Origin of the sequence: Halobellus litoreus (genome assembly GCF_024464595.1) — an archaeon.
GTDB classification, from domain to species: Archaea; Halobacteriota; Halobacteria; order Halobacteriales; family Haloferacaceae; genus Haloquadratum; species Haloquadratum litoreum.
Map to the genome: position 1 here is coordinate 531,974 of NZ_JANHAW010000001.1, position 18,382 is coordinate 550,355.

Here is an 18,382-nt window from a genome sequence, read left to right on the forward strand (position 1 = left end):
ACGGACCGGCGCGATGCCGAGACCGAGGCCCCGTCATCCCTGTACCGCCGTTTTGCCCGCCCGTTCGGATGCTCCGGGCGTTCTGAGTCGTATTCGGGGTCAGGAGCCCGACGGCCGGTCCGAGGAGTCTGAGCCGGTCACAGCGAAAGCTTTTAATATCTTTCCGGGGCAGTGAACAGACACAATGTCTAACGACGACATGGAGGCTCAGTCGGACACCCCGGCTGGTCGAGTTCTTCCAGGGCACATTAGCCCAAATAACTGAATCCGAGATCGAGAACGTACGGATTTTCGACACGACGCTCCGCGACGGCGAGCAGTCGCCACGCACCTCGTTCAGCTACGACGAGAAGCGGAACATCGCGGCGACGCTGGACGAGATGGGGACGCACGTCATCGAGGCGGGGTTCCCGGTCAACTCCGACGCCGAGTTCGAATCCGTCAGCGACATCGCCGCCGCGACGGACACGACCGTCTGCGGGCTGGCGCGCGTCGTCGACAAGGACGTGGAGGCCGCACTCGACTCCGGCGTCGGGCTGGTCCACGTCTTCGTCAGCACGAGCGACGTCCAGCTGGCGGACTCGATGCACGCCTCCCGCGAGGAGGCGGTCGAGCGCGCCGTCGAGAGCGTCGAGCGAGTGAAAGATGCCGGCGTCGAGGCGATGTTCTCGCCGATGGACGCCACCCGGACCGACATCGACTTCCTGGCCGAGATCCTGAGCGCCGTCGACGAGGCGGGCGTCGACTGGGTCAACATCCCGGACACGACCGGCGTCGCGACGCCGACGCGCTTCGCCAGTATGGTCCGTGAGGTGCGCAAGCACACCGACGCTCAGATCGACGTGCACGCGCACGACGACTTCGGACTGGCCGCCGCCAACGCGATGGCCGGCTTCGAGGCGGGCGCGTCGCAGGCGCAGGTCTCCGTCAACGGCATCGGCGAGCGCGCCGGCAACGCCGCCTTCGAGGAGGTCGTGATGGCGGCGGAGTCGCTGTACGGCGTCGACACGGGGATCGACACCACTCGAATCACCGAACTGTCGCGGATGGTCGAGGAGGCGAGCGACATCCCGGTTCCGGCGAACAAGCCGGTCGTGGGACGGAACGCCTTCTCACACGAGAGCGGCATCCACGCCGCGGGCGTGCTCGAGAACACGGACACGTTCGAGCCGGGCGTGATGACGCCGGATATGGTCGGGGCCCAACGCGAGTTCGTCCTCGGCAAACACACCGGGACGCACTCCGTCCGAAAGCGACTGGAGGAGTCCGGGTTCACGCCGACCGACACGGAGGTCCGAGACGTCACCCGACGGGTCAAAGACTACGGCGCGGAGAAGGAGCGCGTCACCGTCGACGTGCTCACGCGCTTCGCCCGGGAGGTCGGCGTCAACCGCGAGGACGAGGACGACGAACAGGAGGAGGTCCGCGCCTGATGGCGCGCGCCCCGGTTGCTCGATCCGACGAGCCACGGGTGCGCCGCCGGCCGACCGCCCGAACCGGACGCGCGGCGCGAAACGTTAATTACGGCCGAGACGCATCTTCGAGGTACGATGCGACGACGGCACACCGACGCGACGGCCGCCGCGCCGACAGCGGCGTCGCTCGCTCGCGTGCGCCTGCCAGCCGACGCCGAGACGCTCGGCGTCGACGCGCAGATCATTGTAGGGGCACTCTAGCCCCGTCACTCCCAATTCTCGCCGTTTCGATCCCGTTCGCGCCCGCCGTTCGACCGACCAGTGACCGTCACACACCGACTATGCAGCATCACGCCCGACCCACACGACCGACACCGACGTATCGCACGCAGACAACAGCGGCCCGCACGGAAGCGAGCGCCCGCACGGGGCCGAACGCCCGTCCCGAACCGAGCGCCCGCTCGACCGCCGCCGGAGGTGAGAGACGATGAGTAAACAGGCACCCTCGTCGCCGAACGCGACGACCGACGCCGAAGTCGATCCGGACGAGGAGACGGAACAGACGCCCGTGACGACCGGCTCGGAGGCCGTCATCCGCGCGCTCGAAAACGAGGGCGTCGAGGCGGCTTTCGGCGTCCAGGGCGGGGCGATTATGCCCGTCTACGACGCGCTGTACCACTCGGACATCCGGCACGTCACGATGGCACACGAGCAGGGCGCGGCCCACGCGGCCGACGCCTTCAGCGTCGTCCGGAACGAACCGGGCGTCTGTCTGGCCACGTCGGGACCGGGGGCGACGAACCTCGTCACCGGCATCGCCGACGCGAACATGGACTCCGACGGCCTGCTCGCGCTGACCGGGCAGGTCCCCTCGGACATGGTCGGCTCCGACGCGTTCCAGGAGACCGACACCACCGGCGTGACCGCGCCGATCACGAAGCACAACTACTTCGCCAGCGACGCCGACACCGTCGGCGACACGGTCGGCGAAGCGCTCGCGCTCGCCGGCGAGGGACGCCCCGGCCCGACGCTCGTCGACCTCCCGAAGAACGTCACGCTCGACGAGACCGACGCCGAACCCGGGCCGGCGGAGCCGCCGGCGACGACGCGACCGCAGTACGTCGCCGACGAGGAGAACGTCGCCGAGGCCGCCGACGCGATCCAGGCGGCCGAGCGGCCGCTGTTGCTCTTCGGCGGCGGCGTCATCAAGGGCGACGCGACCGAACAGGCCCGCGAGTTCGCACGCGAACACGAGATCCCGGTCGTCACGACGATGCCGGGCATCGGCTCGTTCCCCGAGGACGACGACCTGTGTCTGTCGTGGGCGGGGATGCACGGCACCGGCTACGCGAATATGGCGATCACGCACACAGATCTGCTGATCGCCGTCGGGACGCGCTTCGACGACCGCCTGACCGGCGGTATCGACACCTTCGCGCCCGAGGCGGAGGTCATCCACATCGACATCGACCCCGCGGAGATCTCGAAGAACGTCCACGCGGACTACCCGCTGATCGGCGACGCGGGCATCGTCCTCGATCAGGTCGACGACGCGCTCGAGGCCTCGCCCGACGCCGACGAGTGGCGCGAGCAGTGTCAGACCTGGAAGGCGGAGTACCCGATGGACTACGCGACGCCCGACGACGAGCCGCTGAAGCCGCAGTTCGTCGTCGAGATCCTCGACGAGGCGACCGGCGACGACGCCATCGTCACCTCGGGCGTCGGCCAGCACCAGATGTGGGCCGCCCAATACTGGACGTTCACCGAGCCGCGGACGTGGGTGTCGAGCCACGGCCTCGGGACGATGGGCTACGGACTGCCGGCGGCGATCGGCGCGCGCATCGCGGCCGACGACGACCAGGAGGTCGTCTGCGTCGACGGCGACGGCTCGTTCCTGATGACGATTCAGGAGCTCTCGGTCGCCGTCCGCGAGGAACTGGACATCACCGTCGCGGTGTTGAACAACGAGTACATCGGGATGGTTCGCCAGTGGCAGGACGCCTTCTTCGAGGGCCGACGGATGGCCGCCGAGTACAACTGGTGTCCCGAGTTCGACATGCTGGCGGAGGCGTTCGGCGCGCGCGGCTTCCGCGTCGACGACTACGACGAGGTCGCAGAGACCGTCGAGGAGGCCGTCGCCTACGACGGGCCGTCGGTCATCGACTTCCACATCGACCCGGCGGAGAACGTCTATCCGATGGTCCCCTCCGGCGGCGCAAACGGACAGTTCGCACTGACGGAGGATCAGCTATGAGCTCGCAGGAATCCGACGAGGCCGAGGAGTTGCCGAAGCACGGACTGAAAGGACCGTCGCCGGACGAGCGGCCGCACCCCGAGGGACGCCGCAACTCCCAGGGGATCCGCATCGATCCGGCGGCCGAAGCCGAACCCGAACAGCGACGCGCGGTGCTGTCGGCGCTGGTCGAGGACGACCCCGGCGTGCTCTCGCGCATCGCGGGGCTGTTCTCCCGCCGGCAGTTCAACATCGAGAGCCTCACCGTCGGGCCGACGACCGTCGAGAACCACTCGCGGATCACGATGGTCATCGAGGAGTCCGACCCCGGAATCGACCAGGCGGAGAAGCAACTCGCCAAACTCAAGCCGGTGATCGCCGTCGGTGAACTCGACGACGACGCCGTGCGGACCGAACTCGTCCTCCTGAAAGTCGAGGGCGACGACCCCGACAAAGTGCACGCGGTCACGGAGATGTACGACGGTCAGACGCTCGACGCCGGTCCGAAGACCATCACGGTCCAGCTCACCGGCGACGAGCAGAAGATCGACGACGCGATCGACGCGTTCCGCCAGTTCGGCATCATCGAGATCGCCCGCACGGGCTACACGGCGTTGGCGCGCGGCGACCAGGCGACCGTCCCGGGCGAGAAACCGGGCACCGCAGACGAACCGACACGACCGAAGAACGCACAACAATAGCTCAAAATGACAGACGAAGACCTGAATACGACGGTATACTACGACGACGACGCGGATCGCTCCTACATCGACGACAAGACCGTGGCCGTCCTCGGCTACGGCAGCCAGGGCCACGCCCAGTCGCAGAACCTCGCCGACAGCGGGGTCGACGTGATCGTGGGTCTGCGCGAGGACTCCTCCTCGCGCGCGGCCGCCGAGGCCGACGGCCTGCGGGTCGAGACGCCCGCCGACGCGGCCGCCGAGGCCGACATCGTCTCGATGCTCGTTCCCGACACGGTTCAGCCCGCGGTGTTCGAGCAGATCAAGGACGGACTTGAGGCCGGCGACACGCTGCAGTTCTCCCACGGGTTCAACATCCACTACAACCAGATCCGACCGCCCGAGGACGTCGACGTGACGATGGTCGCGCCGAAGTCTCCCGGTCACTTGGTGCGGCGCAACTACGAGGCCGGGCAGGGAACGCCGGGGCTCGTCGCCGTCTACCAGAACGAGACGGGCGATGCGCGCGAGGAGGCGCTCGCGTGGGCGCACGCGATCGGCTGCACCCGCGCCGGCGTCATCGAGACGACGTTCCGCGAGGAGACTGAGACCGACCTCTTCGGCGAGCAGGCCGTCCTCTGCGGCGGGATGACCGCGCTCGTCCGTGAGGGCTTCGAGACGCTCGTCGACGCGGGCTACTCCCCGGAGATGGCGTACTTCGAGTGTCTGAACGAACTGAAGCTCATCGTCGATCTGATGTACGAGGGCGGCCTCTCCAACATGTGGGACTCCGTCTCCGACACCGCCGAATACGGCGGGCTCACCCGCGGCGACGACATCATCGACGAACACGCCAGAGAGAAGATGGAGACCGTCCTCGAGGAGGTTCAGGACGGGACGTTCGCCCGCGAGTGGATCGCGGAGAACCAGGCCGGCCGACCCTCGTACACGCAGCTGAAACACGCCGAGGAGACCCACGAGGTCGAACAGGTGGGCGAACCCCTCCGCGACCTGTTCGCGTGGGGCGAGCAAGAAGAGGAGGCCGCCGAGGCGGCCGCGGACGACTGAGAGATGACCGAGATATTGATCAGCCTGAAAGCCCACGGTGATGTAGATGAGTGAGGGAACGCTGTACGACAAGGTATGGGAGGAGCACACGGTCTCGGAGCTGCCGACCGGACAGACGCAGCTGTTCGTCGGCCTGCACCTCATCCACGAGGTGACGAGCCCGCAGGCGTTCGGGATGCTGCAGGAGCGCGACCTGGAAGTCGCCTACCCCGAGCTCACCCACGCGACGGTCGACCACATCGTCCCCACGGCCGACCAGTCGCGGCCCTACCGCGACGACGCCGCCGAGGAGATGATGTCGGAGCTCGAACAGAACGTTCGGGACGCCGGCATCCAGTTTTCGGACCCCACCACGGGCGAACAGGGCATCGTCCACGTCATCGGGCCCGAGCAGGGACTCACCCAGCCCGGGAAGACGATCGTCTGCGGCGACTCCCACACCTCGACGCACGGCGCGTTCGGCGCGCTGGCGTTCGGGATCGGGACGAGCCAGATCCGCGACGTGCTCGCGACCCAAACCGTCGCGATGGAGAAGAAGGACGTCCGAAAGATCGAGGTCACGGGCGAACTCGGCCCCGGCGTCGAGGCGAAGGACATCATCCTCGAAGTGATCCGTCGCCTCGGAACCGAGGGCGGCGTCGGCTACGTCTACGAGTACGCCGGCGAGGCCATCGAGAACCTCGATATGGAGGGGCGGATGAGCATCTGCAACATGTCCATCGAGGGCGGTGCTCGCGCGGGCTACGTCAACCCCGACGAGACCACCTACGAGTGGATGAAAGAGACCGACTACTTCCGGGAGAACCCCGAGAAGTTCGACGAACTCAAGCCCTACTGGGAGTCGATCCGCTCCGAGGACGACGCCGAGTACGACGACGTCGTCACCATCGACGGCTCCGAGCTGGAGCCCGTCGTCACGTGGGGGACAACCCCCGGGCAAGGAATCGGTATCAGCGAACCCATCCCGGAACCCGAGTCGCTGCCGGAAGACAAACAGGACACCGCGCGGCGCGCCCAGGAGCACATGCGCGTCACGCCCGGCGACACGATGGATGGCTACGAGATCGACGTCGCCTTCCTCGGATCGTGCACGAACGCGCGCCTTCCGGACCTCCGTCGGGCGGCCGACGTCGTGAAGGGACAGCAGGTCCACGAGGACGTCCGCGCGATGGTCGTCCCGGGCAGCCAGCGCGTGAAGGCCGCCGCCGAGGCCGAGGGCCTCGACGAGATCTTCGAGGAAGCCGGCTTCGAGTGGCGCAACGCGGGCTGTTCGATGTGCCTCGGGATGAACGAGGACCAACTGGAGGGCGACGAGGCGTGTGCGTCCTCCTCGAACCGCAACTTCATCGGTCGGCAGGGCTCGAAGGACGGCCGCACCGTGCTGATGAACCCCCGGATGGTCGCCGCGGCGGCGATCACCGGAGAAGTGACTGACGTGCGCGAACTGAAGGAGGTGACAGTCGCATGAGCTGTCTGCGACAGCGAATGCGAGTACGCCAGAGCTTCGCTCTGGAGGTGATCGTATGACCGACGAGATTCCCGAGATCGACTCGGTAACGGGCACGGGCGTTCCCGTCCGCGGGAACGATATCGACACCGACCAGATCATCCCGGCGCGCTTCATGAAGGTCGTCACGTTCGACGGCCTCGGCGAGTTCGCGTTCTTCGACCTCCGGTTCGACGAGGACGACAATCAGAAGGACCACCCCTTCAACGAACCGCAGTTCCAGGACGCCTCGGTGCTCGCCGTCAACGCCAACTTCGGCTGCGGGTCCTCGCGCGAACACGCCCCGCAGGCGCTGATGCGCTGGGGCATCGACGCCATCGTCGGCGAGTCCTTCGCCGAGATCTTCGCCGGCAACTGCCTCGCGCTTGGCATCCCGACGGTCACGGCCGATCACGAGACCATCGTCGAACTCCAGGAGTGGATCGACGAGAATCCCGACGGTGAGATCCACGTCGACGTCGAGGAAGAGACGGTCACCTACGGCGACACGACCGTCGAGGCGACCGTCGACGACGCACAGCGGCGGGCGCTCACCGAGGGCGTCTGGGACACGACGGCGCTAATGAAGTCCAACGCCGACGCGGTCGCCGAGAAAGCCGCCGAACTCCCCTACGTCGATGTCTGAGGAGATCGTCGTCATCGAGGGCGACGGCATCGGTCGGGAGGTCGTCCCCGCCGCCGTCTCCGTCCTGGAGGCCGTCGGCGACTTCGAGTTCGTCGCGGCCGAGGCCGGTGACGCCGTGAAGGAGGCGACGGGCGAGGCGCTCCCGCAGGAGACCTACGACACCGTCGCCGACGCCGACGCGACGCTGTTCGGCGCGGCCGGCGAGACGGCTGCGGACGTCATCCTCCCGCTGCGGACCGCCGTGGGATCCTTCGTCAACGTCCGGCCGGCGCGGGCGTATCCCGGCGTCGAGGCGGTGCGACCGGAGACGGACCTCGTCTTCCTGCGCGAGAACACTGAGGGAGTCTACGCGGGCCACGAGGACCGCCTCTCCGACGACCTCTCGACGCTGACGCGGGTCGTCACCACCTCGGCCTCGGAGCGGTTGGCCGAGTACGCCTGCGAGTACGTCGACGAGCAGGGGAAAAAGGGCTTCCAGGTCGTCCACAAGGCGAACGTGATGCGCGAGACGGACGGTCGCTTCCGCGACGCGGTCGTCGACGTCGCCGACGAGGCGGGCGTCGAGACCGAGGAGGTCCTGATGGACGCCTTCGCGACGCGGGTCTGTCTGGACCCCACGCAGTTCGACGTCGTCGTCTGTCCGAACCTCGCGGGCGACGTGCTGTCGGATCTGGCCGCGGGACTGGTCGGCGGCCTGGGACTGCTTCCGTCCGCCAACGTCGGCCCCGATAACGCGCTCTTCGAACCGGTCCACGGCACCGCGCCCGACATCGCGGGCGAGGGCGTCGCCAACCCCTCGGCGGCGATCCTCTCGGCGGCGATGCTGCTCGATCACCTCGGCTACGGCGACGAGGCCGAAAACGTCCGCACGGCGGTCGAATCCGTCCTCGAAGACGGACCGCGGACGGCCGATCTCGGCGGCGACGCCGGGACCGAGGAAGTCACGACCGCGGTCCTCGACCGACTGGACTGACGCCGCGGTTTTCGGGGTCCTTCCGCACGCGAATCGTCTGGATCTTTCCCGGACAGACACCTCCCCGTCGATCGTCGGGCAACAAATATCTGTTATTTGTCAAGTGAAGGTGGCCGAGCGCGTTCGGCCACGGCCGTATCCGCCTACTGGTGTCCGTTCGTGATCGATCGAAGGGAAATCATTCGCCGTACCGTTCCGATACGAACACAAACCATTAACAATACACAGAGCGAAGACCGCACAGACGAATCCTATGTTACCCGCTGAGCGAAAACGGCGCATCGTGGAACTCGTCACCGCCGCCGACGGCCGATCGGTCGAGGCCCTCGCCGAGGAGCTGGGCTACTCGAAGGCGACGATCCGTCGCGATCTTCAGGAACTGGAGGGCCAGGGCCTCATCGAGCGGTCACACGGCGGTGCGGTCCCGGTGACGAGCGTCGGGCACGAACAGGCGTACGGACAGAAGGAGGTCCAGAACCTCGAGGCGAAACGCGCCATCGCCGAGCGCGCCGTCGAGGAGATCACGGATGGACAGGTCGTCTTCTTCGACGCGGGAACGACGACGATGCAGGTCGCACAGAACGCGCCGAAGGACGGCTCGATGCTCGCGGTGACGAACTCCCCCCGGTTGGCGGTCGAACTCGGTAAGGAGGACAACGACGTCAAACTGACCGGCGGCACGCTCCGGCGGCGGACGCGCTCGCTCGTCGGGCCGACCGCGGAGTCGTTCCTCGAACGGACGAACTTCGATCTGCTGTTTCTGGGTGCGAACGCCGTCGACGTCGAAAGCGGGCTCACGACGCCGAACGAGGAGGAGGCGCGCGTCAAGGAACTGATGGTGCAGCGGGCCTCGCGCGTCGTCCTCGTCGCTGACGCGTCGAAGATCGGCGAGCGGTCATTCGTCACCTTCGCCGACCTCTCGGACGTCGACCTGTTCGTCACCGCCGGCGAGATCGACGACGAGGTCAGAGAGCGGTTCGAGGCCGAGGACGTCACCCTCGTCGTTGCCGACGAAGAGGTGGTGACGCCGTGAGTAGTAGCCGGGGAGCCGTGAGCAGCGACCGGGACAGCGACGCACCGACCGGCGCAGCCGTGCTGACGGTGACGATGAACCCGGCGCTCGACCACACGCTCACGGTCGCGGAACCGCTCCGGAAAGGCGAAGTCGTGCGGACCGACGACGCGAAGTTCGACGCCGGCGGGAAGGGGATCAACGTCTCGCAGTACCTCACCGCACTGGGGGTCGACGCCCCCGCGACGGGATTCCTCGGCGGGCCGTTCGGGCAGATGATCGGCGGAACCCTGGACGAGGAAGGTGTCGCCCGCGACTTCGTCGAAATCGGCGGGCGAACCCGCTTGAACACCACGGTGTTGAGCCCCGACGGTGAGTACAAGATCAATCACGACGGCCCGGTGGTCGAAGAGGGAGACGTCGACGCGCTGGTCGAACGGGTGCGCGACCGTGAGCCCGAACGGCTCGTCGTCGCCGGGAGCCTCCCGCGCGGGATCGGCGCCGACGCCGTCGACCGGCTGGCCGGCGCCGGACCCTGGGACACCGCCGTGGATATGGGCGGGTCGTTTCTCGGCCGGTTCGACGGGTCTTACCTCGTATGCAAACCCAACCGGGCGGAACTCGCCGAGGCCACGGGCCGAGCCGTCGAGACGATCGAGGACGCCGCATCGGCCGCCGCCGAGCTCCGCGAGCGCGGATACCGGTACGTCTTGGCGTCGCTCGGCCCCGACGGCGCACTCTTAGTCTCCGAGTCCGGGGCCGTCCGCGCACCGGCGCTGCCGGTCGACGTCGTCGACACCGTCGGCGCGGGCGACGCGCTCCTTTCGGGGTTCTTAGCCGGGCTCGCTCGGGGGGACTCGACCGCGGACGCCCTCCGAACCGCCGTCGTCGTCGCGGCGCGCGTCGTGTCCGTGTCGGGGACGAGCGTCCCCTCCTTCGAGGACGTCTTCGAGCGCCGCGAGCGGGTCGAGATTCGCTCTGTCTGATCCGTACTGATCACTTTATCTTAATTTTATATCTTTAACTCAGAAACAAACGCGAGCGAAAGTATTTTTGAGGATCTTCAGCAATATCCGTGAGGGAGACATATGTCATCCAAAGCTGAGAGCAAGATGCGGTCCCACTTGACGAAGGTCAAGGAGGACCTCATGACCGGCGTATCGTACATGATCCCGTTCGTGACTATCGGCGGGATCTTCCTGGCGCTTGGGTTCGCCGTCGCGCCGACGGGGCCGAACGGCGCTCCGGATACCTCACAGGTGGGAACGATGGCGTACTTCCTCGGCCAGATCGGCGGACTGGGACTGACGATTATGGTCCCGATCCTCGGCGCGTACGTCGCGTACGCGATCGCCGATCGACCGGGACTCGCACCCGGCTTCCTGGCGTCGTATCTGATCCAGCAGGGTGACGTCCTGGTCGCGGCGGGAGAGGTTATCGGCCTCCAAGGCGGATCGGCCGGGGCCGGGTACCTGGGTGCGCTCGTCACCGGTCTCCTGGTCGGGTACGTCGCCCGGTGGATCAAGAACTGGAGCGTTCCGGACTTCATCCGGCCGATGATGCCCGTCCTCATCGTTCCGGTGCTGACGATGGCGATCGTCTCGCCGGTCGTCCTGTTCGTCCTCGGCGTTCCAGTCGCCATCGCCAACGCGGGTCTGACCGCGTACCTGCAGGGGCTACAGGGCAGCCAGGCCCTTCTCGTCGGCGGCATTCTGGGGGCGATGATGGCGTTCGACATGGGCGGTCCGGTCAACAAGGTCGCCTACGTGTTCGCCGCGGGCCTGATCACCGAAGGGATCACCCAGCCGATGGCGGCGGTGATGATCGCCGGGATGATCCCGCCGATCGGCCTGGCGATCTCGAACTTCATCGCGCCGCATAAGTACGCCGAAGAGATGTACGAGAACGCCAAGTCCGGGATCATCCTCGGGTTCTCGTTCATCACCGAGGGGGCGATCCCCTACGCGTCGGCGGACCCGATCCGCGTCATCCCGTCGATTATGGTGGGCAGCGCCGTCGGCGCGGCGATGTCGATGTCGCTCGGCGTCTCGATGCCCGCCCCGCACGGCGGCATCTTCGTCGTCCCGCTGTCGAACAGCCCGTTGATGTTCCTCGCGGCCATCGTCATCGGCTCGCTCGTGACGGCGGCGCTCGCGACGGTCCTCAAACCGGACTATGAGGAGGGCGTCGGCGCGGCCGGCGAGGCGGAAGCCGGCGCGGCGGCGAGTGCCGACGACTGATCGGCGGACCGATCGATTTCGATTTTTCCCGACCCGACGCGCTGACCGCGAATCGAAGAGAAAATTCCTTAACAATCCCGTGCACATATTCGATTGGTTATGCTCGAAGATGACATCGACCGGCTGCTGCCGCTCGCGCACATCTCGCTCGCGGAGCCGCCGGCGAACAAGGCGGCCGCGATCGAGTTCCTCTTGGATCTCATCGCGGACAACGGCCGCGTGACGGACCGCGAGGCCGCCCTCGCCGCGCTGCGGGAGCGCGAGAAGGAGGCGACGACGGGCGTCGGGATGGGGATCGGGATCCCGCACGCGAAGACGAGCGCCGTCGAGGAGCCGTCGATCGCGTTCGCTCGCTCGGGCGAGGGGATCGATTTCGACGCGATGGACGACGAACCCGCTCGCCTGCTCTTTATGATTCTCGTTCCCGCGGAGGGCGGCGAGGAACACTTACAGATCTTGAGCGCCCTATCGAGAGCACTGATGCACGAAGACGTCCGCGAGACGCTGCTGGAGGCCGAAGACGAAGCGACCGTCCAAGCGGCCGTCAGGGAGGCGGTGAACTGATGCCCGAGCGCGTCGTCACCATCGTCCCCGAGGACGGACTGCACGCGCGCCCGGCGTCGAAGTTCGTCGAGGCGGCGAACGAGTTCGACGCGGAGGTGAAAGTCGGGCACGTCGACGGCGACATGGTCAACGCGGCGAGCATGCTCGCGGTCACCGGACTGGGCGCCGCCACCGGCGACGACGTTCGACTGAGCGCGGAGGGCGACGACGCCGAGGCCGCGCTCGACGAACTGGAACGCATCCTGTCGACGCCCGAAGAAGAGCTCTGAACCGATGACTGAGCGACGATTCTCCGGCATCGGCGTCACGCCGCTGTCCGGCGTCGGCACCGTCGTCTGGTACGCGCCGGACGCGGATCTCGGTGAGCCGCCGGCCCCCGAGACGGTCGACGCCGACGCGGAGATCGATCGGTTCGAGAGCGCCCGCGACGAGGCCCGCGAGGAGATCCGCGCGGAACGCGAGCAGACGGCCGAGCGGGTCGGCGAGGCCGAGGCCGAGGTCTTCGACGCCCACGTGCAGTTCCTCGACGACCCCCAGATCACGGAGGGCGTCGAGGGAGAGATCGAAGGCGGACTGCCCGCCGAACACGCCGTCTCCCGAACGTTCGACCGGTTCGTCGAGCGGTTCGAGGAGATGGAGGGACGGATGGCCGAGCGCGCGGACGACCTCCGGGACGTTCGCGACCGCCTCGTGCGCGTTCTCGTCGGCGGCGACCGCGTCGACCTCGCGAACCTCCCGGACGGGAGCGTCGTCCTCGCGGAGCGGCTGACGCCGAGCGACACCGCCCAGCTCGACCCCGAGCGCGTCGCCGGGTTCGTGACCGCCACCGGCGGGCGGACGTCGCACGCGGCGATCTTCGCGCGCTCGCTGGCGCTGCCGGCGGTCGTCGGCATCGGCGAGGGCCTCCACGACGTCGCGGACGGCTCGACGGTCGTCGTCGACGGCACCGAGGGTACGCTCGTCGTCGATCCCGACGCGGAGACGCGCGAGGCCGCGGCGGGCAGTGAGGACGTCGAGATCCGCGCGGAGCCGGTCGAGACGGCGGACGGAACGCCGATCGAGGTCGCCGCGAACGTGGGAACGGAAGCGGACCTCGCTCCCGCGGCCGACCGGGGCGCGGACGGGATCGGGCTCTTCCGCACCGAGTTCCTCTTCCTGGACCGACAGTCGCCGCCGGACGAGGACGAGCAGTACGAGGCCTACCGCGACGCGCTGGGGACGTTCCCCGAGGGGCGCGTCGTCGTCCGGACGCTCGACGTGGGCGGCGACAAACCGATCGACTACCTCGACCTCCCCGAGGAGGAGAACCCGTTCCTCGGCGAACGCGGCATCCGGCGCTCGCTGGGTCCCGACGCCGACCTCTTCGAGACGCAACTCCGTGCGCTCCTGCGTGCGGCCGGCGACGGCGAGGGGAAACTCTCGGTGATGCTGCCGCTGGTCTCGACGGTCGAGGAGGTCCGCGAGGCGCGCGAGGTGTTGGAGTCGGTCGCGACCGACCTAGAAGCGGCGGGCGTCGACTACGCCGTTCCGGAGTTCGGCGTGATGATCGAGACGCCCGCGGCGGCGTTTCTGGCTCCCGACCTCGTCGAGCACGTCGACTTCTTCAGCATCGGGACGAACGATCTCGCGCAGTACGTGATGGCCGCAGAGCGCGGCAACAGCCGAGTGTCCGACCTGGGCGACTACCGCCAGCCCGCGGTGCTGCGAGCGATTCGCGCGACGGTCGAGGCCACGGAGGGGACGGACGTCTGGGTCGGAATGTGCGGGGAGATGGCCGGTGACCCCGAACTGACGGGACTGCTCGTCGGCCTCGGACTCGACGAACTGAGTATGAGCGCGGTCACGGTGCCGCAGGTGAAACGGGCGGTGACCGAAACGACCGTCTCGGACGCGCGCGACCTCGCGGAGCGGGCGCTCGCGGCCAGTACGAAAGCTGAAGTCGAAGCCGTGTTAACGGAGACCACACGATGAACCTCGTCGCAGTCACATCCTGTCCGACCGGAATCGCACACAGCCAGATGGCCGCGGAGAACCTCGAACAGACGGCCGAGCGACTCGGCCACGAGATCAAGGTCGAGGTCCAGGGCGCGATGGGCGCGCAGAACGAACTCACCGCCGCGGAGATCTCCGACGCCGACGCCGTCATCATCGCCTCCGACACCGCGGTCAGCCGCGACCGCTTCGAGGGCAAGCCCGTGGTGAAGGGAACCGTGAAAGACGGCGTCAACGACCCCGAGAGCCTCTTCGAGCGGGCGGCCGAACTCGTCGAAGAGGGCACGACCGGCGCCGTCGAGGTCGACGGCGACGCGTCCGATGCCAGTGCCGAGGCGACCGACAGCGGTGCCGCCGAGACCGACGCCGGCGAATCGAGCGCGTCGGAGCCGAGCCGACGCGGCGGCGACCGCGAGAAGGGGCTGTTCGCGCGCCTCAAGAAGCTCTTCTCCTGATCTCTCGGCGTCGAATTCGATCGCGCCGTGATCGATGCGGCGCCGGAACGCGCAATATCGTGCAGAGACGGACAGGCTCCGTATCCCTTATCACGCAGGCGCGGGATGTCCGAACCGAGGTGACACAAAGTGCCGTTCTACGGCGGGAGTGAACTCGCCAACGTCTACGACGACGCCTTAGAGAAGGGATTCGGCCTCGTCGCGTCGAACATCGCCGAACCGAACATACTGATGGGGCTAATGGAGGGTGCCGCGCGAGCGGATTCGGACCTCCTCCTGCAACTCAGCGGCGGCGCAGCCACGTTCGCGGGCAACGAGGATCCGGTGGACGGGCTGAAAGCGATGGGGACGTACATCGAGACCATCGCCGACCAGTACGACATCGGCGTCTTCCTCAATATGGACCACCAGTCGGACATGGAGTTCATCGAGGCGCAGATGGACCTCGGCATCCCCTCCTCGATCATGATCGACGCCTCACACGAGCCGTTCGAGGAGAACGTCGCGACGAGCCGAGCGGTCGTCGAAATGAAAGAGGAGAAAGACGCGGACGTCCTCGTCGAGGCCGAACTCGGCCAGATCAAGGGCGTCGAGGACGAGGTCGAAGCCGAAGAGGCGTTCTACACCGACCCGGAGCAGGCCGTCGAGTTCGTCGACCGGACGGGCTGTGACCTGCTCGCCATCTCGGTCGGGACGCAACACGGCGTCGCGAAGGGCAAGGACCTGGAACTGCGCCCGGATCTGGCTGGTGACATCCGGCAGGCGCTCCGCGACCACGGCCTCGACACGCCGCTGGTGCTTCACGGCTCCTCTGGCGTCCAACCGGAGCAGTTGCAGCGAATGCTCCAGCACGGCATCTGTAAGGTGAACAAGGACACGCGGTACCAGTACGAGTACACGCGGACGGCCTACGACCTCTACCGGGAGGACCCGACCAACATCGTCCCGCCGGAGGGGGTCGACGCCGACCGCGACACGTTCTTCAACGACACCGACTGGTCGCCGAACAAGGACGTCTTCGACCCGCGAGTCGCCGGGCGAAAGATCCGCGAGCGCATCGCCGACGTCCACGCCGACCTGACCGAAGTCTCCGGAAGCGCCGGACAGAGTCGGTACACGTAGTCCGCGCCCCGGTGTTTAAGTCGCTACGCGGCGTTTTCTCGGATATGCCGCAGATACATCTCGACGAGGACACCGTGGCGCGACTGGATTCGCTCCGGCAGGAGGGCGAAGACTACGACGAAATCGTCACAGAACTCATCAACATCTACGAGGCCGAGGAACTGACGCTGTTCCACGGCGGCGACGAAGTGTAACCGAACCGCTCACAGCGCCCGCCGCGGTAGACCTCGACGAGCGCAGCCGCGGAGAATCACCGCTCGCGGAGAGACACAGTCGATGCCGGACGGCGGCCTCAGCAGAGGCGGTAGCGCTCGGCGTCCTGATCGATCAGGCCGCGTTCACACAACGTCGAGAGAATGCTGTACAACGAGATTTTCTTCATATCCAGGCACGATTCGAGTTCCGAGAGGGTCGCTTCCCCGTGTGTCGAAAGGAACAGATAGACGAGTTTCGCACGCGGCGATTCGAGGTCGGACGGAATGGACGGTGTCTCGATCCCGGCCGTCGGTCGTGAGTGCATCGTTCCCTGCATTGTTGTTGTCATCCCCTTAGCTTCGACGATAATAAAACCCATCCACGACGATTGTCGAAGTGCTTCGATCAGAGATCGGTCGGGAGAATGCTCCTACTCCGCATCTTCGCAAAAGTGGACGAACGTTCATCGGTGTTCCGGCGCGCTCCGACGGCGATTTTTTCGACTGCTGACGATACTGTCCGTTCGGCATTCGCAGGGGAATGGAAGGGGCGGGAATCGAACCACGCGAAGCCGTACGCCGGAGCGACCGAGTGACGGTCGCTGCCGGAACGCTCTACCACTGAGCCACCCTTCCAGTTCGGAGGTACGTGACGCGGTCGTATATGCGTAGCGGCGGGGTCGGACCGACGCTCGTTATTCGAGGAGCGACGCTCCGGTCATCGTCGTCGGTTGCGACACGTCCATCAGTTCCAGGATCGTCGGCGCGATGTCGCAGAGCGATCCGCCCGAGCGGACCCGCCGGCCGCCGTCGTCGCCGTCGGGCGTCAGGTAGACGAACGGGACCGGGTTCGTCGTGTGGGCGGTGTGCGGTTCCGTTTCGGTCCCCATATCGTCGGCGTTGCCGTGGTCGGCCGTGACGAGGACGTGACCGCCCGCGTCCTGGACTGCCGCGACGAGTCGGCCGAGCTGTTCGTCGACCGCCTCGACGGCTCGGACCGCCGCCTCGAAGTCGCCGGTGTGTCCCACCATATCCGGGTTCGCGTAGTTGAGCACGAGCGCGTCGGGATCCTCGGCGTCGATGAGTTCGATCGCCGTGTCGGTCACCTCGGCGGCGCTCATCTCCGGTTCGAGGTCGTACGTGGGCACGTCCGGGCTCTCGACGATCCGACGGATCTCGCCCTCGAACTCGACCTCGCGGCCGCCGTTGAGGAAGTAGGTGACGTGGGCGTACTTCTCGGACTCGGCGATTCTGAGCTGCGTCTTCCCGGCCGCCGAGAGCGTCGCGCCGAGCGTGTCTGTCGGCTCCTCGGGCGGGAAGGCCACCGGGAGATCGAACGTCTCGTCGTACTCGGTCATCGTGACGATCCGCGTGTCCGGCGGGTCGGTCTCGAAGGGCCACTCGGGGTCGATGTCCGCGAGGAGCCGGACGAGTTGCCGCGCCCGATCGGGCCGGAAGTTGAAGAACAGTACCGCGTCGCCGTCTTCCAGCGCCGGCCCGTCCGCTACGAGCGTCGGCTCCACGAACTCGTCGGTGTCGCCGCGCTCGTAGGAATCGCGGACGGCCTCGACGGCCGAGGGCGCCTCGTGGTCGGCCTCGCGGTGGACGATGGCGTCGTATGCGCGCTTCGTCCGCTCCCAGTTCTGGTCGCGGTCCATCGCGTAGTACCGTCCCGAGACGGTCGCGACGTCGCCGGTCCCGTGCTCGTCGACGACGCCTTCGAGCGTCTCGAGGTACTCCTCGCCGCCGTGCGGGTCGGTATCGCGGCCGTCGGTGAAGGCGTGGGTGACGGCCTCGACGCCGCGGTCGGCCGCGACCTCGATCAGCGCGTGGAGGTGTCCCTGCTCGGAGTGGACGCCGCCGTCGCTCAGGAGCCCCATACAGTGGACGCGACCGCCCGTCTCCGCGACGTGGTCGAACGCCGAGACGATGGCGTCGTTGGTTCGGAACGTGCCCTCTTCGATGGCGTCCTCGATGCGCGTGTAGGCCTGCTTGACGACGCGGCCCGCGCCGATGTTGAGGTGGCCGACCTCGCTGTTGCCCATCTGTCCCTCCGGGAGGCCCACGTTCCGGCCGGAGACGTCGAGCGTTCCGTACGCGCCGGCCTCGGCGAGTCGATCGAAGTTCGGCGTCGACGCCGCCGTCACCGCGTCGCGTCGGTCGTGGTCCCCGAGGCCCCAGCCGTCGAGGATGACGAGCGCTGCCTGCATACCTGGGGTGACGCGAGGTCGTCGGGAATAGGCTTCGCTTCGGCTGTCGGACTCCCCGTGAGCCGTTCCCCCCAACAGCGCCGACGCGATAC

19 protein-coding genes and 1 tRNA gene are annotated in these 18,382 nt (G+C 67.3%); 17 read left to right on the top strand and 3 right to left on the bottom strand.

All coding sequences use genetic code 11. The features are described 5' to 3' along the window. Positions 1 to 155 precede the first annotated feature (155 nt). From NO360_RS02685 to NO360_RS02765, 17 genes are all read left to right on the top strand, one after another. The gene (locus NO360_RS02685) at positions 156 to 1,433 is read left to right on the top strand and encodes a LeuA family protein (protein WP_390282337.1); all 1,278 of its coding nucleotides are present in this window, start codon (positions 156 to 158) and stop codon (positions 1,431 to 1,433) included. Positions 1,434 to 1,550: 117 nt separating this feature from the next. Further along, a complete protein-coding gene (locus NO360_RS02690) occupies positions 1,551 to 1,676 on the top strand; it encodes a hypothetical protein (RefSeq protein ID WP_256305846.1) in 126 nt (41 codons plus the stop codon). A gap of 226 nt (positions 1,677 to 1,902) precedes the next feature. Continuing rightward, positions 1,903 to 3,669 carry a biosynthetic-type acetolactate synthase large subunit gene (gene ilvB / locus NO360_RS02695; protein WP_256305847.1) on the top strand — a complete coding sequence of 589 codons (1,767 nt, stop codon included), beginning with the start codon at positions 1,903 to 1,905 and terminating at the stop codon, positions 3,667 to 3,669. Beyond that, entirely contained in the window at positions 3,666 to 4,349 is a 684-nt protein-coding gene (gene ilvN / locus NO360_RS02700) for an acetolactate synthase small subunit (protein ID WP_256305848.1), read from the top strand. Before ilvB ends, ilvN begins: the two co-directional genes overlap by 4 nt. A gap of 6 nt (positions 4,350 to 4,355) precedes the next feature. Beyond that, positions 4,356 to 5,396, top strand: a complete 1,041-nt coding sequence (gene ilvC, locus NO360_RS02705) for a ketol-acid reductoisomerase (protein ID WP_256305849.1) — start codon at positions 4,356 to 4,358, stop codon at positions 5,394 to 5,396. 46 nt (positions 5,397 to 5,442) lie between these two features. Further along, positions 5,443 to 6,864 (top strand): 3-isopropylmalate dehydratase large subunit, encoded by a 1,422-nt coding sequence (leuC, locus tag NO360_RS02710; protein ID WP_256305850.1) that lies wholly within the window; start codon positions 5,443 to 5,445, stop codon positions 6,862 to 6,864. A gap of 55 nt (positions 6,865 to 6,919) precedes the next feature. Further along, positions 6,920 to 7,528: a 3-isopropylmalate dehydratase small subunit gene (leuD, locus tag NO360_RS02715; RefSeq protein WP_256305852.1), complete on the top strand. Its 609-nt coding sequence runs from the start codon at positions 6,920 to 6,922 to the stop codon at positions 7,526 to 7,528. Next, positions 7,521 to 8,501: a 3-isopropylmalate dehydrogenase gene (gene leuB, locus NO360_RS02720; protein ID WP_256305854.1), complete on the top strand. Its 981-nt coding sequence runs from the start codon at positions 7,521 to 7,523 to the stop codon at positions 8,499 to 8,501. Before leuD ends, leuB begins: the two co-directional genes overlap by 8 nt. A 253-nt stretch (positions 8,502 to 8,754) precedes the next feature. After that, positions 8,755 to 9,534 (top strand): HTH-type transcriptional regulator GlpR, encoded by a 780-nt coding sequence (glpR, locus tag NO360_RS02725; protein WP_256305856.1) that lies wholly within the window; start codon positions 8,755 to 8,757, stop codon positions 9,532 to 9,534. Between the two features lie 59 nt (positions 9,535 to 9,593). Then, a complete protein-coding gene (gene pfkB / locus NO360_RS02730) occupies positions 9,594 to 10,499 on the top strand; it encodes a 1-phosphofructokinase (protein ID WP_345780182.1) in 906 nt (301 codons plus the stop codon). Positions 10,500 to 10,601: 102 nt separating this feature from the next. Continuing rightward, positions 10,602 to 11,753 carry a PTS fructose transporter subunit IIC gene (locus NO360_RS02735; protein ID WP_256305857.1) on the top strand — a complete coding sequence of 384 codons (1,152 nt, stop codon included), beginning with the start codon at positions 10,602 to 10,604 and terminating at the stop codon, positions 11,751 to 11,753. 99 nt (positions 11,754 to 11,852) lie between these two features. Next, entirely contained in the window at positions 11,853 to 12,317 is a 465-nt protein-coding gene (locus tag NO360_RS02740) for a PTS sugar transporter subunit IIA (RefSeq protein WP_256305858.1), read from the top strand. Beyond that, positions 12,317 to 12,586 (top strand): phosphocarrier protein HPr, encoded by a 270-nt coding sequence (gene ptsH1 / locus NO360_RS02745; protein WP_256305860.1) that lies wholly within the window; start codon positions 12,317 to 12,319, stop codon positions 12,584 to 12,586. The genes NO360_RS02740 and ptsH1 overlap by 1 nt, the downstream gene beginning before the upstream one ends. Before the next feature lie 4 nt (positions 12,587 to 12,590). Next, positions 12,591 to 14,288 carry a phosphoenolpyruvate--protein phosphotransferase gene (ptsP, locus tag NO360_RS02750; protein WP_256305862.1) on the top strand — a complete coding sequence of 566 codons (1,698 nt, stop codon included), beginning with the start codon at positions 12,591 to 12,593 and terminating at the stop codon, positions 14,286 to 14,288. Beyond that, the gene (locus NO360_RS02755; RefSeq protein ID WP_256305863.1) at positions 14,285 to 14,764 is read left to right on the top strand and encodes a PTS fructose transporter subunit IIB; all 480 of its coding nucleotides are present in this window, start codon (positions 14,285 to 14,287) and stop codon (positions 14,762 to 14,764) included. The genes ptsP and NO360_RS02755 overlap by 4 nt, the downstream gene beginning before the upstream one ends. Positions 14,765 to 14,893: 129 nt before the next feature. After that, positions 14,894 to 15,886, top strand: coding sequence for a class II fructose-bisphosphate aldolase (gene fba, locus NO360_RS02760; RefSeq protein WP_256305865.1), 993 nt, complete (start codon positions 14,894 to 14,896; stop codon positions 15,884 to 15,886). Between the two features lie 44 nt (positions 15,887 to 15,930). Then, positions 15,931 to 16,080, top strand: coding sequence for a DUF7557 family protein (locus NO360_RS02765; protein ID WP_256305867.1), 150 nt, complete (start codon positions 15,931 to 15,933; stop codon positions 16,078 to 16,080). A gap of 98 nt (positions 16,081 to 16,178) precedes the next feature. Here the strand turns inward: NO360_RS02765 and NO360_RS02770 are convergent, their stop codons facing one another. The 3 genes from NO360_RS02770 to gpmI all read right to left on the bottom strand — a co-directional run bounded on the left by NO360_RS02770 (position 16,179) and on the right by gpmI (position 18,290). Further along, positions 16,179 to 16,418 (bottom strand): helix-turn-helix domain-containing protein, encoded by a 240-nt coding sequence (locus NO360_RS02770; protein WP_256305868.1) that lies wholly within the window; start codon positions 16,416 to 16,418, stop codon positions 16,179 to 16,181. A 204-nt stretch (positions 16,419 to 16,622) separates the two neighbouring features. After that, positions 16,623 to 16,716, bottom strand: a tRNA-OTHER gene (locus NO360_RS02775). Between the two features lie 59 nt (positions 16,717 to 16,775). After that, on the bottom strand, positions 16,776 to 18,290 hold the full coding sequence (gpmI, locus tag NO360_RS02780; protein WP_256305869.1) for a 2,3-bisphosphoglycerate-independent phosphoglycerate mutase: 1,515 nt from the start codon (positions 18,288 to 18,290) through the stop codon (positions 16,776 to 16,778). Positions 18,291 to 18,382 lie beyond the last annotated feature (92 nt).